Raw genomic sequence first — 15,474 nt, forward strand, 5'->3', positions numbered from 1 at the left:
GCCACTTTGGCCTAAAAAACAACACCGGCTCAGAAGCTGGCATGAGGCGTGCGAGAAAAAGATCACCTGGGCATGATTATTTCACGGCTATCGAAAAAATCGGGCTCAATATCCACCCTGCACTGTCAACCAGCCCGATAAAAACCATGTTTGATCTCCCACCCCTCGATTTTCAATCCCTGTCAGACAACCGTTTTTTCCTCATGGGGATGGCGGTGCTGCTGCTTCGGATCAAGAGCTTCTCCTCCAACAATCGCTTTGCCGTAGGGATCATCAATCTGTTTGGCACTTTTTTCCACGAACTCACCCACTGGCTGGTGGGGTGGCTGCTCAATGCCAAACCGGTGGGATTTACCGTCTGGCCCCGACGCAACATCGACGGCGCCATTGTATTGGGAGCGGTAACCCTGATGAACATCCGCTTCTACAATGCCCTGCCCACAGCCCTCTCTCCCCTGCTTCTGCTCCCCTTGGCTTTTGTGGTGGAGGGACGTTTTTTTGATTTTTTTCCTGCCACGTTGCCCGCTCTTTTCGGACTGGTCTTCGCCACCACCTTTCTGCTGGAAAACGCCATCCCCTCCCGAGCCGATTTCAGGATTGCCTTTGGCAACATCTGGGGCCTGCTTTTTTATTTGGCTGTGGGGGTGGGGGTATACGGTTGGCTGACAGGGAAGTGGCCTTGGGGGGGATCGATGCAGAGCTTGACCACTTTTGCCCCCCTCTCCATCCAGTAGATCCAAACCTGACCATCAGATCAATTCGTTTTGGAAGAGATGACCGTTGGCTTAAGCAGGCCATGGATACGGGATGTTTTGACTGGAAATTGAAATGGAAAAGCTGTGGGAGTGGCGACCGGAAGAGAGATGTCTGACAGGAATGGCCAACCTCAAGCTATCAGAAAAGGCCGTCAGACGGAGGGCGTCATAAAAAAATCAGGGTGGATGGAAAACCGGCGAGAAACAGCCTTAACCGCCGGTTTTCCATCTTTCCCAGATCATCTCAAGAAGAGACGAACACACCTTCTCAAGCTATCACATTGAAACAGACAACCAACTACCAACCGCACATCCATTTACGGCGTAATGATCATATCTGTTTCTTCTTCACAGATGTCCCCATCGAAGTTCAGGTAGAGGTAGAGGCCATCCCTGTGGTAACCGTAATCCTCTGCCTTGTATTTTTCAGGATTGGGGTTGTGGGTTTTGAGATATTCCAGAGCCTCCGGAGCACGCATCAGGCCCGGGGTTTGGCTGTAGAGGCTGAGGAATATACTGTCGTGGGCTTCGGTTTCGCTGGCGGGCCAGGGTAGTTTTTCCCGCAGATAGTTGGCCCAGACAAACTCCATGAAATCCACCGCCTTGGGGGTGACACCAATGCGATCATAGATATCCTTGCACTGGGTCTTGCCATCCTTCAGATAGAGGCAGTTTTCCCGTACCCACCGGGAGATGGAACGATATTTATCGTTATGGGCCTCCTCAAACACCACTCCAAAATCCCCGGGATAGGGACCATCTTCGCTGTTGAAGCGGCTATCAGCCAGAGGTTTGCCGTTATTGTCATAGGGCCAAGTGTAAAACTCAGCGATCATGGTGTCCCAAAAGCTGTCCCAGGATGCCTTGTCTTTGAGGTCATCTTTCACTGTGGCGATAAATTTGACTTTCTTCCTTTTTTTATCAGACAGATTCTGAAAACCTTCATAGTTCCACACCGCCGCTCCCAGATGGTGATGGTCGGTGGTATAGAAGGTTTTGTTGCCATCGTCCCCTTTGCGACCGCGCACCAGGGGAATGTGGCGATTGTCTGCATCCAGATAGTCGTTCAGAGCATCCACCATGCTGGAGGCGCTGACGGAAGAGAGCTGCCCTTTGTATTTTTTGTCATGTTTATCAAGATATTTCCGAACTTTACTGTCTACTTTTTTGATTTTGCACTCAACCGCTGCCTTACCGACGGCATATTGAGTCAGGTGAATATCGGTGATCGGGATCGTGCACTCTTTCCCCGTTGTTCCTGTTTTTGGATCGCCGTAATCACTGGTTTTCAAATCTTCACACGCCTTTTTTTTCGCCATGGCGGTGGTTGGAACCAGTGCCAGGCTCAACAAAAACACCCCACACACTATGCTGGTTTTAATTTTTCCATTCATAAACAATCCCCTCCCTCTTGGCTTGATTGAACGGCCTCACCGCTCATCATGGTGCTGTTTCGGCATTGATCACCCCCATCAACCAATCTCGCTGGAAAACAATACAACTGCGCAAAATTGTATACATCCAGTTATGATCGCACAAAAGATGACATAAACCGACACAGAAAAACCAAAAGGATACCTGTTTTCCCGAAAGAGGCAACCTTAAAAATTACCCCATATTGATGGTTATCCCCCTAAAAAACAAACTGATGCAATGGCGTGATTTATCAGGGATCCAGCAAATAGTTGCGTTCGAAGGGAATCTCTTCCCCCCGACCCACTTTAACCGTTAAGTTGAGTTGTAGCTGGAGGGGGCCATGAGAGGGGATTTTCAGCAAGCCACGACCAGCCGCTTCCACCCCATCACCGATGAGTTCGATGGAGTCGAAAACCACATCGCCATAGGAGGCGCGGCTCTGGAGAATCAGATGGTCGAAGGTGGGGGGAGCGGGTTCCTTGTGGGCCAGACGCCAGATATCCCGGAAAGGTTTCAGACCGGGTTGGGGGGTGGGGGTGGAGGTGAGGCCGATATCCTCCAAGGTGAGATCAAGGGTGGTTTCAGGGCGGCTGAGACTCCCGGCAGCTTTGGCCTTGGAATGGTCAGGCATTTTGCCGGTGGCCTTCAACCGTTTGGCGTAGCCGCCCCGCACATAAGGTTCTTCTATTTCCACCCGCCCCAGCTTGGGTGTGCCGTTGGCAGAGAGGGTTTTGAAGCCCATATCCGGGGAGAGTCTCGCCTCTGAGGTGGGAGAACGGGGCAAAACAACGCTCAATGATTTCGACTGCAACCACCAGAGCCCCCCATCCTGCTCAAAATAACCGGAAAGCGCTTGAATCCCCCCTTCAGGCACCCGCACCTCCCCGGCCTGAAACTGAACCTTGCCGGGCAAAACAGTAATATCCGTCTCTTTGAGGGCCAGATCGTTGATATCGAGGCGGGTATTGGCCAATCCCGGCAGCCGATCCCACAGCGCCGCCAAAATCGCCACCCGCTTGGGATTGCCGTGAAATTCTCGAATGTGCAGCTCGGCAAAGAGGGGGGAGAGTGAACGCAGAACCAGCTTGCCCAACAGGGTGATATCCGCTTCCACCCGATTGAACTGCTTGACCATCAACTCGGAGCGGGGAATGGGGGATGGCTCGGAACCGAAGGCCAACACCCTTCCGGCTCCGATCAAAACCAGAGAAACCGCCATCAGTCGCCACCAATAGCGCTGTTGGAATCTCGGTTTCATAACCGGACTTCCCCCCTTGCCTGTTTTTGAATGAATCACGCCCGATAGCCTGAGGCAAAAAGATCCCAGCCACAGACTATCGAGCATTTCTCATTCACAAAACATGCCACAATCCGAAAAACACACCTCCTTTGTCTCTTTATTCCGATTTATTGTCCCAAAAAATCACGCTTTACGGGCATTCAGATAGGCCTGCTCTGATACCGCATGCCAGGAGACCGCCTGATCCCGGAATTTTTTGAATGATTCGTAGACCTCCTTGGAGAGAGGATCCTTGCCGGCAATCTCGGCGACCACCTCATCGGAGAGGGATTTCAACTTGGAGATCACCTCATCAGGGAAACGGCGCAGGTCCACCTTGTGGGTATCCACCAAAATGGAGAGGGCGTTGTTGTTGCGGGCGGTAAAGTCAGCCAACATATCCTGGTTGGCCACCTTACAGGCGTTCAAGACGATGGATTGCAGATCTTTCGGCAGGGCGTGGAGGGCCTTTTTGTTGATCATGCACTCCAGGGTGGTGCCGGGCTCGTGCCAGCCGGGAAAGTAGTAATATTTGGCGGCCTTGTGGAGACCGAAAGCCAGGTCATTATAGGGGCCGACCCATTCGGTGGCGTCGATGGAGCCCGATTGCAGGGAAGGAAAAATTTCCCCGCCCGGGAGGCTGACAGGCGTCCCCCCAGCGCGTTTGAGCACCTCCCCCCCCAGCCCCGGAATACGCATTTTGAGGCCTTTGAGGTCATCAACAGTGTTGATCTGCTTGTTAAACCATCCCCCCATCTGCACGCCGGTATTGCCGATGGCGGTGGGCACCATGCCGAACTGATCGTAGAGCTTGCTCCAGAGTTCCATGCCGCCGCCGTGATAGAGCCAGCCGTTCATCTCCTGGGCGGTCAAGCCAAAGGGCACTGCTGCAAAAAACTGGGTGGCAGGGTGCTTGCCCTTCCAATAATAGGCTGCGCCATGACCCATTTGGGCGGTGCCCCGGGAGACCGCATCGAACACCTCAAAAGCCCCCACCAGCTCCTTGGCGCCATAGACCTTGACCTTCAAACGGCCACCGCTCATCTCACCGATGGTTTTGGCTAAAAAGTTGGCCCCCATTCCCAAACCAGGAAAGTTTTTCGGCCAGGTGGTGACCATTTTCCAACGAATTTTTTTGCCGGCAATAGCGATGTTGGGTGCAGAAACAGCCGCAGCAGCAGCCCCGGTGGCGGCAACAGCGCCCTTTAAAAATCCACGACGGGTTTTAGGCTCGGCAGTTGACTCTTTTTTGCTCATTATTTCCCTCCAAACAATGAATGAAAGGCATCGCACACGGGGCTCCCCTCCTCTCCCCTCGATTCGGCACGATTCCCATTTTTTAAACAGGATCAGGGTAATTCATCCCACTAGCGCACCAGGATAAAAAACCCCTCCCCCCCGCGTTCGATGTTCAGCAACATTTTATGCTTTTTCTTGCGTACCGCACGGGAAAGCTCCTTGAAGGTTTTCACCGGGATGCGGTTGGCGGAAATAATCCGGTCTCCCGGGCGCAATCCCGTTTGCCAGGCAGGGCTCTCCCGCTCCAAATCGACAATGCTGATACCGGTAGCGCCATCTTCATCCGGAATTTCCAGAAGTGCCCCTTCCAAACGGGGATCCACCTCCGAGCCATCCAGGCGCAACTGTTCAGGCTCCGCCACATGGGCATTCACCCGCTTGGTGCGGCCATCCCGGATAAACTCGATTTTGACCTGCTCACCAATCCGGGCAAGCCCGATGAGGTTTCTCAGATCAGAGACCCCATCGATCTTTTTACCGTTGGCTTTGGTGATCACATCCCCGGCTTTAAGCCCGGCCCGCTCAGCAGCAGTCCCTGGAGTGACCCGGGTAATCACCGCCCCCTTGGTGTCGTTATGAATACCGAAGGCAAGGGCCAACTCCGGGGTCAGGCTCTGGGCTTGCACCCCCAGCAATCCCCGGCGCACCTCGCCATATTCCACCAGCTGGGACATCACCCGCTGGGCCATATCCACCGGGATGGCAAAGCCGATGCCGACATTCCCCCCCCCCTTGGCCAGGATGGCGGTATTGATTCCCACCAGCTTGCCGTCGAGATCCACCAGCGCCCCACCGGAGTTGCCGGGGTTGATGGAGGCGTCGGTCTGGATAAAATCTTCATACCCTTCGATACCGAGCCCCGTGCGCCCCAACGCACTGATGATACCGGAGGTGACGGTTTGACCCAGACCAAAGGGATTGCCGATGGCGACCACAAAGTCTCCCACCCGCAGATCGTCCGAATCTCCCATTTCGATCTCTTGCAAGCCCTTGGCGGGGACTCGTATGACTGCAATATCGGTTTCCGGATCAACCCCCACCAGGTGGGCGCTGAGAATTTTGCCATCCTGGGAGGTGACGGTAATCTGGTCGGCATCTTTGATGACGTGGTGGTTGGTGAGGATAAATCCTTTGCGGGCATCCACTACTACCCCTGAGCCCAGGCTTCGTTCCACCTTGTCCTTTTGTCGGCCCTGGCGGGGAAATTCAAAAAAACGACGGAAGAAGGGATCGGAGAGGATGGGGTGTTCCGGGGTTTCGATGGTGGTGGAGGTGGCGATATTGACCACCGATGGAATGACTTTTTCCACCATGGGAGCGAGGCTGGGCAGGCGTTTACCCCCCACAGCCATGGGCAGCCCGGCTGTAGCGGCCACAGCGACAAACAGAATGAAAATGCTCCCAATCCAGACGCTTTTTTTCCAAGCTCGGTTCATTTTATGCCTCACGTAGTGGTGCAACCTGGCCGCTCTCCCGATAGCGGACATAATCGGCCAAAATCAATCCATGATCAAATGCCAGGGTGACGGGGATTTTTTTTGGATCGACGATCATGACATTTTTGGCGTCGTCAGCGGCGACCGGATCCCCATGGGCTTCGGCGATGTAGACCGGGGTGGTGGTGTGCATGCGGGGATCCCGGTTGGGATCGGAATAGACCCCGAGCAAGGTCTTGAGCTTGACCTTGAGCCCAGTCTCCTCCAGCGCCTCCCGAACCGCCGCCACCTCCACCCGCTCCCCCCGATCCACAAATCCCCCAGGCAGCGCCCAGCCAGGGGGCGGATTTTTCCGCTCAATCAAGACGATTGGACGGTTGGGGTGGTCCAAAAGTTCAATGATGATGTCAGCGGTGAGGAAGGGGGTTTCGGGGATCCAGGCCATGGGGATTCCTTATGGATGATTGTCCAGTGTGGAAAGCAATTGTTGTGATGCTTGGTTTCCAGGAGATGAGGGCGAGACATAACACACTTTGGCGTCAGAGATGACCTGATCCCGGAAACGGGCGCTCAAAAAGCCGGGGGTGTTGAGATCGACCTTGCGGCCTAGAAGGTTGGAGAGTTCCATTTCCATGGTGAAAAAGGCGAGGCCTGGGGTATGGCCGGGTTGGAACTCCACCAAAACGTCGATATCGCTATCAGGGCCGAATTCATCCCCCAGGATGGAGCCGAAGAGGGAGAGGCGTTGGATATGGTGGCGTTGGCAAAAATGGCTAATCTGCTCTTCGATGAGATTGATGCCGTGGAAAATCGCCATGATTCAACCTCCCTGCCCAAAACGATATTTACCCTTCAAACACCTCTCGAAAAGCCGCCAGATAGCGCTCTTCCAGCTCTTCCCGGGTGATATCGACCCCGAGCTTTGCCAGGGATGTCACCGGGCGGCCTTGGAGCCCGCAAGGAATGATGCCATCGAAGTGGCTTAAATCCGGGTCCCGGTTGAGAGCTACCCCATGATAGGCCACTCCCCTGGTGATGCGCACCCCCAATGCCGCGATTTTGGCTCGGTCCACCCACACACCGGGGTTGTCGGGTTCTCTGGTTGCTGTGATTCCGAGGCTGGAGAGGGTTTTCAGGATCGACTCTTCCAGCCGGGTGACGTGCTTTCGCACCATACGGCTGTGGGGCCGCAAATCCCACACCACATAGGCGATCATCTGCCCGGGCCCATGGTAGGTCACACGCCCCCCCCGATCGGTTTCAACCAGGGGGATTTTTTCCCGGGTGGAATCATCCAACACCTCCTCCACCTTCCCCGATCTCCCCAGGGTATAGACGGGCGAGTGTTCCAACAGATAGAGGGTATGCCCCGCCCTCCCGGCAACCACCTCCCCCACCCGCTTCTGCTGCATCTCCCAAGCGGCTTCATAGTCGATCCGGTGGTGGCGGATAATCTCGAAGGATAGTGCTGCTTGGGTCACCCTTCCTCCAGTTCGGCCAGTCGCTTGCGAGCCTCCTCAGCCCATTTCCGATGCTCCGCTTGTTGCGGATAGCTTTCAGCCAATTTTTCCCACAGTTGCAGGGATTCCTGGAAATATTCTCTGGCAGCCGCTGTTTTCCCCAATGATTTGGCAGAATCAGCACACTTCCAGTTGGATGTTGCCACTCCCCACAAGGCTTGCGGAGTATCGCCTAAATTGGTGTGTAGTCGGCCAAAAACTTCCAGCGACCTGCCAAACATCTCTTCAGCACCCTCTAGTTGCCCCAAAGCCTGGCGGATATCGCCCACCTTTTCCAGTGAAACAGCCAGATCCCGCAAAGCCTGTGGAGATTCACCCACGCTTTGAAGCAGGCGGCGGCTAATTTCCAAGGACTCCCCAAAGGCTTTCTCCGCCCCTTCCAGTTCTCCCAATTGTTCCTGGATTGCCCCCGCCTTGTTGAGGGAGATACTCAGATCACGCAAGGCTTCCGGGGTTTCGGTTTTCGCAGCAGCTCTGGCCAGCTCCAGAACCCTTTCGGCAATCTCCTTCCCCCTTTCCCCTTGACCCATTTCGAGAGTGACATCCACCGCATGAAAACCCGCCTGAATCACCCCGGGACCGCTGCGATCCTTCACCCGCTGCCACTCCCGGAGCATCGCTTCAGCCAGTTCCGGATGGAAAATGGTAGGTTCCTTCCCAGGATCACGACTCCCCACATCAAAAAATTGGGCTGGGGGCGTGGTGGAGAGGAGGCTGGAATCGAGGATAAAATTGTGGGTGCGGACCGACCAAAAGTCCGGGGCTATTTCGCGGATGTGGGGGCGGTAATCACCGGGAAGAACCAGGATAAATGGACGGGAGAGACGGCTGCGCAGGAGATCCCGCTGGAGGTTTAAGCGGTGGAGAAGGGCCACACGGGCTTTTTCCCAGCTATCCCGGTCGGTTTCATCCCCCCTTTCCCAAAACTCCACCCAGAGAGGAGCGCGCATCTCCCGCAACCCCGGTTTTTCTTCCCGAATCAGGGCGAGGAGGTGATCAGGCAGATCCAGGGGCTCTTCGGTGCGCACCGGTTGCAGCCGGTTTACCTGAAACTGAAGCTGCAACTCCAGCCGCTCACGAAAAAGATTGATCAAGCCGGGAAAAGAAGAAAAAATAACGAAAAGACCAAACCCTCCAGAGAATTGCATATGGGTGGAAAAACGGGTCCAGATCTCCTCCCCCTCCTCGGTCAGGTGTAGGGTCTCAGCCACCCCCCTCCCCCTCGGCTGCCTTTTTGCGCTCCCTCTCCTGTTCGATCTCAATCATCTCCAGGATTTCATTTTTCAGCAGTGGATGCACATCATACCAGCTGTCCCCATTGCGATAGTTGAGAACGAGCTTGGTGTCGAAAAAACGAGCCAGATCAAACAGACTTTCAAGCTCGTTCAACTCCGCCTTTTTGGTTTCAATGATGCCCCATAGCCACCAGGCATCTTGCTTGGCAATGGGGAGCATGCCCGCCTTCAGATCCACTTCAGCGGATTTGATGATGGAATCCCCAACCGGGAGTTCCACTTTTTTGCGGCTGGCAACGGTGATCAAGACGTGTTGGATCAAGCGGAAAAAATCCCGCAAATCCCCACCCGATGAGACCGCTAATCGTCCCAACCCTTCCGGAGTAAATATTTTTTGCCAGCCGGAAAGTCGTTTGTCGACGATTTTCCGCATGATCTCCACCCCACCCTCATCCACTCCCCCATTCCGCAAGGAAACATGGACGCTGGGTAATCTATTCAGGGTCGCCCCTGCCAACAGTCCAGCGAGATTGGGAACCAGCGAGGGAAGATAAGGGGGAATGGTGTAGAGGATGCTCAGTTTGGGAATCATCAGGGATTTGGAGTGACCGGAAAAAAGGTCGGCCACCGAATGATAGATCTTGAGTGCGTTCTCCCTGCTGCCCGATCCCATTTTTTCCAGGGAATCCACCAGCACCACCACTTTTTTGTCCGGGTCGTTGCGCTCAAAACGCACCCGGTCCACCATCTTGGCCGCAAAAGCCCAAGCTTGGTTTTTTACCAGTTCGGAATAGGGTCCCAATTTTTCCCTGAGTTTGTCTTTAAAATCGTGATTTTCCTTCAAAGCCAGCCGAAGATTGTCGCCACCAACCTTCAAAGAGGCGTGATCGAGTTTAATCTCCTGGCTTAAAAATTGGGTCGTGCGTTCCCAATAGCTGGTTTCGGTTTCATCCACCTTGAAACGTTTGTTGACCTCATCATTGAAAGCCCCCATCAGGGTGATCATAAAATCCCCCTCTTCGACGGGCTGGGTGGTGTTCAGATAATCTTCCAGATCGCACAAAAAAACCTCACACCCCTGCTCCTCCAACAACCCCTTGAGTCGTCGCAGTTCCGTGCTTTTGCCGCTTCCCCGTTGACCAAAAAGAAGATCGACGCTGGCAGATGCCTGCATGCTGATGTTGGCCACCAGCCTTTGGATCGGGTCGTCATCAAACCGTTTGTGGATGGGGACGTATACGGGATCCTTCGGCTCCAGAGGCCGGTCATCAAGTGCACGGAAAAATTTTTTCAGCTCCAGTTTATCTTCCGGGGTCATGGCGTGCTGGCTTCCCTGGTGGCGTTACTGATAGCGGTCAAAGGGCGATCTTGGTTGGGCATATGCCAATGATACCTACAATATAGTGCCATTTTCTGATTTTTCCACCCTCACACCCCTCTCTTCCACTTTGAGGGAAGAGCGGGCCAGTGGGTGGCTTTCCACCTGGGTGAAATGCATCTTCCGAGCCAGCTCTCCCAGCTCTTCAAACTCTTCCGGCTTCCAGTAGCGAATCACCGGATGGTGGCTGGAACTGGGAGCCAAGTATTGACCGATGGTGAGGGATTGTACACGAGCCTCTCGCAAATCCCTCAACACCCCTTCCACCTCCTCCCGACTCTCCCCCAACCCCAGCATGATGCCGGATTTGGTGATAACCTGATCGGAAAGCTCCGCCGCCTGCTTCAACACCCCCAATGAATATTCATAATCCGCTGCCGGACGCACATGGGCATAGAGCCGGGGAACGGTTTCGACGTTGTGGTTGAAAATCGTCGGTGCTGCCGCAACCACCCGCTCAAGCGCTCCCGCCTTACCTCTAAAGTCAGGGGTCAGCACCTCCACGCTGGGGGCGGGTTCAAGGGTGGCCAGTTTTTCCAGACACGCGACAAATTGACCCGCCCCCCCATCAGCCAGATCATCCCGATCCACCGAAGTGATCACCACATGTTTCAGCTTCAGGATTCGAACCGCCCGCAAAAGCCGCTCAGGTTCATCCGGATCAACGGGTAGGGGCTTGCCGGTGGTGACATCACAAAAGGCGCAATTACGGGTGCAGACTGAACCCAAAATCATGAAAGCCGCATGCCCCCCCTGCCAGCACGCACCAATATTGGGGCAGGTCGCTTCGCTACAGACCGTATTGAGCTGATGTTTTTTCAGCAGCCCCCGCATGGTGAGATATTCTTTGGAGGCGGGAAGGGGAACCTTGAGCCAGCGGGGTTTTCTGCCGGTGACCCCAACCACTCACCGCTCCCGGGGATTGATGCGGGTGAAAAACTTTCGGCGGATTTTGGCGTTAAAGGCTTCCCACTTCACCTTGGCCAGCTCCGGGTCGTCCTCCCCGGAGAGAAAGCCCAAGGGAATCTCAAACCCCCCCGCCATCGCCTTCCCTCCCCCATAAAAATGCCCATCCTCAGCCTTGCCCAGGGTCTCCTTGAGGAAGGAGTCCGGCCCCAGGGTGTGCTTGATGGTTCTGAGAGAGCCCTGAATCGACTCCCCCCGGCGCTCGTGGCTGACGATGCCGTAGACCACCACCGTGTGGACATTTTCCTCCGTGAGCAAAAAATCTGCCGCCTGGGGAATGGCGTCCCGCTCTTCGGATCTTAAAAACCCCACCCCAGCCAGACAAAAACCATCCCGCACCATCCGATCCTTCAAGGCAGTACGAATCACCTCCATCACCCGATGGCTGCGCTGCTGGTGGAGAATTTCCACCAAAAGATCGTTATCGGAAAAAGGCTGCAGATAAGCCGCCGAGTTAAAATCCAACGCCTGGGCGTGGATCATGGAACCGGTATCGGAAAGAATGCCATGCATGAGAGCGGTAGCCAGACGCCGATGCTCAGAGCGACCCGGGCGCAGGGTGAGAATGCCGCTGGCGAGATAATCAGCAAAGATAGCCGCACAGGAGCCGGTGGTGCGCAAATCCTTGAACTGGGGAACCAGGCGCTCCTGATCGACGTGATGATCCACCATCACCGTAATCGGCACCTCAGCCCGCTCCACGGCATCGGTCAGGTTGGAGGTGGTGCCCTGGTTATCCACAAACACCGATCCCTGGTAGCGATCTTTGGGAATATCATCTCGCTGCCAGCGAACGATGTTGATGTCGAGCAGGTGAATCAGGGCGATATTTTCCTGATGGCTGATGCGACCACCATAGAGCAGATCGGTCTCAATGCCGAATTGATCGCTGATCAGGCGATAGGCAAAGGCGCAGGAGATGGCGTCCGGATCAGGAAAATCCTGAATGATAACAGCATGGCGCTCCCCATCCCGATCCTTGAGGAGGTTGTATAGCTCCAGGGTCTTTTCGTTCTTGATTTCACTCTCCACAGCCGATCCCTTTCCCAACGCCAAAGATGCAACCTGCTTCGATAGATGAAACCCACCTCAAAAGTTTACAAAAATTCCGCCCCCAGCACCAGACACGCACGCCAACTTGACGAAAATGGGTTTACACCGGCACCATGATGAAACATTTTGTCGGTTTTTCCTACTTATCAATTGTCCATCACCTAGGGAAGGAGGGTTTTCATGGCCGAGGTCAAGGCACGGGTCAAGCTGATTGAAGGCATTCAAATGTTGGGAGAGTCGGGCTCCGGGCACACCGTGGTGATGGATGCCGGAGAGGCGGTCGGCGGGCGCAACATGGGGGTGAGACCCATGGAGTTGCTGCTCATCGGCATGGGAGGCTGCGCTTCCATCGATGTACTCTCCATCCTCAGAAAAGGCCGCCATCAGGTTAACGACTGCGAGGTGGCCATCACAGGCATCCGGGCTGAAACCGAACCCAAGGTCTATGTAGAGATCGAAGCGCACTTTATCGTCACCGGAATGAATCTTCCCGAAAAGGCTGTTATTCGCGCCATCGACCTCTCCAAGGAAAAATATTGCTCCGCCTCCATCATGCTGGGCAAAACCGCCAAGCTCAAAACCACCTTCGAGATCGTCGAAGGTTAATTTATCCATATGCACCCCCTGGAGTATCCGCACCATGATGCCAGCTCGCCGTCTTGTCACCCTCGCATTTTTTTTCCTACTCTCCTTAACCCTGACACCCGGCCAAGCCCTGGCGTTGGATCTGGTGGAAGGGAAACATTATGAGGTGATTGCCGCCCCCATCACCCCCAAAGGGAGTAAGCCGGAGGTGGTGGAGGTGTTTAACTTTAAATGTCCCCACTGCTTCAAACTCCACCCCCATATGACCAAATGGGCCTCGAAAAACCACGACAAATATGACATCAAAGCCCTGCCCATCTATTGGGGCAAGCAGACCGATGCCCCGGTGCGGGCCTACTATGCCGGGCTCTTCCTGAAAAAGGGGGAAGCGATGAAAAACGGCATCTTCCGGACCCAATTTAAGGATCAGGGCAACATTGAAGATATCGAAGAGCTGGCCTTTGTGGCAGAAGAAGCAGGGCTGGATCCGGTCAAGTTCAAAAAGCAGATGCGCGCCTTTGGAGTGACCGCCAAAGTCTCCCAAGCCAAATCCCTGCAACGCTCCTTCGGGGTCAACTCCACCCCCACCATTGTCATCAATGGCCGCTACAAAATTCATCCCGGCAAGCACGCCAAGGGTGATATGAAGCGGCTCTTTCAGATCGTGGAGGAACTGGCTGCCCGATGAATATTCTGGTCCCGGTCAAAACAGTCCCGGACCCGGCCTCCCCGGTCAGAATCAAAGCCGATGGCTCCGGGGTTGATCTTGACGGGGTCAAAGAAATCATCAACCCCTTCGATGAGATCGCTCTGGAGGCGGGGATTCGCCTGAAGGAAGCTGGTGTTGCCCGCCAAGTGGAAGCGATTTCGGTGGGGCCTGAGGGGTGGCTTGACGGCTTGCGAACTGCCCTTGCGTTGGGAGCGGATCGGGGGATTTTGGTGGAAGCACCTGGGGGATTGGAGCCTCTGCTCGTAGCCCATGCTCTGGCCGCACGGGTCAGGCAATCCCCGGTGGATCTGATCCTCACCGGCAGGCAATCGGTGGATGGGGATCATAATCAGGTAGGGCAGCTTTTGGCGGGATTGCTCGGCTGGGGGCAAGCCACCTTTGCCTCATCCATTGAGATCACCAACCACGAAGCAGTGGTCACCCGAGAGGTGGATGGGGGGCTTGAGCAGGTTGCGGTCACCCTCCCGGCGGTTATCACAGTGGATCTGCGTTTAAATGAACCCCGCTATCCATCCCTACCCAACATTATGAAAGCCCGAAAAAAACCTCTGGAGCGGATTCCTCTTGCCGAACTGGGGATCAACGCCACCCCCCGGCTCAAAACCCTGGAGATCCACCCCCCTCCCCCCCGCAAACCGGGTGTTCGGGTGGGGAGTGTTCGGGAATTAGCGGAGCAGCTTAAGATGATTGGCGTGCAAGGGTTGATGGGATGAAAAGCCGGGTGCTGGTGGTTTCAGATCAGGAAGGTCTTGATCTTAAGGCTGGGGTGGCCAATGCCGTGGCGGCTGGAGCGCTGCTGGGAGAAGTGACGCTGTTGCTGATAGGGAGGGTGTGTCAGCAAGCTATCCAGCAAGCTTCGGAGTTGGCTGGTGTTTCAGAACTGCTCCTGACCGGTTTTTCTGATAGCCGGGAGATCCCGGGGAGTGAAAGTTTGGCAGCTGGAATCGTCAACCTGATGGAGGGTTACAGCCATCTGCTCATGCCTGCCTCCTCCTTTGGTCGGGATATACTGCCTCGGGTGGCGGGTTTGATGGATCAACCACCGGTGACGGAGGTGGTGGGAATTCGGGACGACCACACCTTTATTCGTCCCCTCCACGCTGGTAATGCCTTGGCGACGGTGCAGCTTTCCGAGCTACCAGCCCTCCTCACCATTCGCACCACCGCCTTTGCCCCAGCCTCAACCAGCCCCACACCAGCCCCCATCCGGAAAATCACCCTCAACATTCCCCAAGAAAGCCATGGGCTCTCCCGACGCTTAGGGTTTACCCCCTCTCCCGGCGAACGCCCGGACCTCAACACGGCCCGCATCGTGGTGGCGGGGGGGCAAGGAGTAGCGGAGGCTGGTAGCTTTGAGTTGATCGAAGCGGTGGCGGATGGTTTGGGAGGAGCGGTGGGGGCGACGAGAGCGGCGGTGGATGGGGGGCTTGCTCCCAACGACTGGCAGATTGGTCAAACCGGCAGAATCATCGGGCCGGATATTTATATCGGGGCGGGTATTTCCGGGGCGATTCAACACCTGGCCGGAATCAAGGATGCCCGCTGCATTGTTGCCATCAACAGCGACCCCACCGCTCCCCTCCATTCGGTAGCAGATGTGAGCCTCACCATGGATCTCTTCGAAGCCCTACCCGCATTGATGGAAGCGTTGGATCGGCCCCTCGACTGATTCCCCGTTGATGCGGGAGATTATTTCTGACTTTCCGGAGCTTTCGCCCCCCCTTTCAGTTGCCTGGAACCAACAAACTGAAGTTTCACCGATTCATGTAGCTTTGGATCATGCGGCCAAGCCCAACAACACGGATACCAAAGGATTTCGTGA

Annotated in this window: 16 protein-coding genes; 5 read left to right on the plus strand and 11 right to left on the minus strand. The window is 55.2% G+C overall.

Features of this window, described 5'->3' with window-relative positions; genetic code table 11:
• Positions 1-146: 146 nt before the first annotated feature.
• Positions 147-734: a hypothetical protein gene (locus HQL52_09220; GenBank protein ID MBF0369621.1), complete on the plus strand. Its 588-nt coding sequence runs from the start codon at positions 147-149 to the stop codon at positions 732-734.
• A 338-nt stretch (positions 735-1,072) separates the two neighbouring features.
• Here HQL52_09220 and HQL52_09225 read toward each other — a convergent pair whose 3' ends face one another.
• The 11 genes from HQL52_09225 to HQL52_09275 form a co-directional block, all read right to left on the minus strand.
• Positions 1,073-2,149: a ParB/Srx family N-terminal domain-containing protein gene (locus HQL52_09225; protein ID MBF0369622.1), complete on the minus strand. Its 1,077-nt coding sequence runs from the start codon at positions 2,147-2,149 to the stop codon at positions 1,073-1,075.
• Positions 2,150-2,421: 272 nt separating this feature from the next.
• Complete coding sequence (locus HQL52_09230; GenBank protein ID MBF0369623.1) at positions 2,422-3,429, minus strand: hypothetical protein; 1,008 nt, start codon at positions 3,427-3,429, stop codon at positions 2,422-2,424.
• Positions 3,430-3,594: 165 nt separating this feature from the next.
• Positions 3,595-4,707: a TRAP transporter substrate-binding protein gene (locus HQL52_09235; GenBank protein MBF0369624.1), complete on the minus strand. Its 1,113-nt coding sequence runs from the start codon at positions 4,705-4,707 to the stop codon at positions 3,595-3,597.
• 110 nt (positions 4,708-4,817) lie between these two features.
• Positions 4,818-6,185, minus strand: coding sequence for a Do family serine endopeptidase (locus HQL52_09240; GenBank protein ID MBF0369625.1), 1,368 nt, complete (start codon positions 6,183-6,185; stop codon positions 4,818-4,820).
• Between the two features lies 1 nt (position 6,186).
• The gene (locus tag HQL52_09245) at positions 6,187-6,630 is read right to left on the minus strand and encodes an NUDIX hydrolase (protein MBF0369626.1); all 444 of its coding nucleotides are present in this window, start codon (positions 6,628-6,630) and stop codon (positions 6,187-6,189) included.
• A gap of 9 nt (positions 6,631-6,639) precedes the next feature.
• Positions 6,640-7,002: a nucleotidyltransferase family protein gene (locus HQL52_09250; protein MBF0369627.1), complete on the minus strand. Its 363-nt coding sequence runs from the start codon at positions 7,000-7,002 to the stop codon at positions 6,640-6,642.
• A 28-nt stretch (positions 7,003-7,030) separates the two neighbouring features.
• A complete protein-coding gene (lipB, locus tag HQL52_09255; protein MBF0369628.1) occupies positions 7,031-7,666 on the minus strand; it encodes a lipoyl(octanoyl) transferase LipB in 636 nt (211 codons plus the stop codon).
• Positions 7,663-8,916 (minus strand): tetratricopeptide repeat protein, encoded by a 1,254-nt coding sequence (locus HQL52_09260; GenBank protein MBF0369629.1) that lies wholly within the window; start codon positions 8,914-8,916, stop codon positions 7,663-7,665. The genes lipB and HQL52_09260 overlap by 4 nt, the downstream gene beginning before the upstream one ends.
• A complete protein-coding gene (locus HQL52_09265) occupies positions 8,909-10,258 on the minus strand; it encodes a hypothetical protein (protein ID MBF0369630.1) in 1,350 nt (449 codons plus the stop codon). Before HQL52_09265 ends, HQL52_09260 begins: the two co-directional genes overlap by 8 nt.
• Before the next feature lie 75 nt (positions 10,259-10,333).
• A complete protein-coding gene (lipA, locus tag HQL52_09270; protein ID MBF0369631.1) occupies positions 10,334-11,224 on the minus strand; it encodes a lipoyl synthase in 891 nt (296 codons plus the stop codon).
• Positions 11,225-12,334: a bifunctional oligoribonuclease/PAP phosphatase NrnA gene (locus HQL52_09275; GenBank protein ID MBF0369632.1), complete on the minus strand. Its 1,110-nt coding sequence runs from the start codon at positions 12,332-12,334 to the stop codon at positions 11,225-11,227.
• Positions 12,335-12,517: 183 nt separating this feature from the next.
• Here HQL52_09275 and HQL52_09280 point away from each other — a divergent pair, with 183 nt between their 5' ends.
• Genes HQL52_09280 through HQL52_09295 form a run of 4 tightly spaced genes read left to right on the plus strand, consistent with a single transcriptional unit; the run spans position 12,518 to position 15,321 of the window.
• Positions 12,518-12,943: an OsmC family protein gene (locus HQL52_09280; protein MBF0369633.1), complete on the plus strand. Its 426-nt coding sequence runs from the start codon at positions 12,518-12,520 to the stop codon at positions 12,941-12,943.
• 34 nt (positions 12,944-12,977) lie between these two features.
• Positions 12,978-13,610 (plus strand): thiol:disulfide interchange protein DsbA/DsbL, encoded by a 633-nt coding sequence (locus tag HQL52_09285; protein ID MBF0369634.1) that lies wholly within the window; start codon positions 12,978-12,980, stop codon positions 13,608-13,610.
• Positions 13,607-14,365 carry an electron transfer flavoprotein subunit beta/FixA family protein gene (locus HQL52_09290; protein ID MBF0369635.1) on the plus strand — a complete coding sequence of 253 codons (759 nt, stop codon included), beginning with the start codon at positions 13,607-13,609 and terminating at the stop codon, positions 14,363-14,365. The genes HQL52_09285 and HQL52_09290 overlap by 4 nt, the downstream gene beginning before the upstream one ends.
• Entirely contained in the window at positions 14,362-15,321 is a 960-nt protein-coding gene (locus HQL52_09295) for an electron transfer flavoprotein subunit alpha/FixB family protein (protein MBF0369636.1), read from the plus strand. Before HQL52_09290 ends, HQL52_09295 begins: the two co-directional genes overlap by 4 nt.
• Positions 15,322-15,474 lie beyond the last annotated feature (153 nt).

The sequence above is a fragment of the Magnetococcales bacterium genome (genome assembly GCA_015232395.1).
In the GTDB taxonomy this organism is placed as follows: domain Bacteria; phylum Pseudomonadota; class Magnetococcia; order Magnetococcales; family JADFZT01; genus JADFZT01.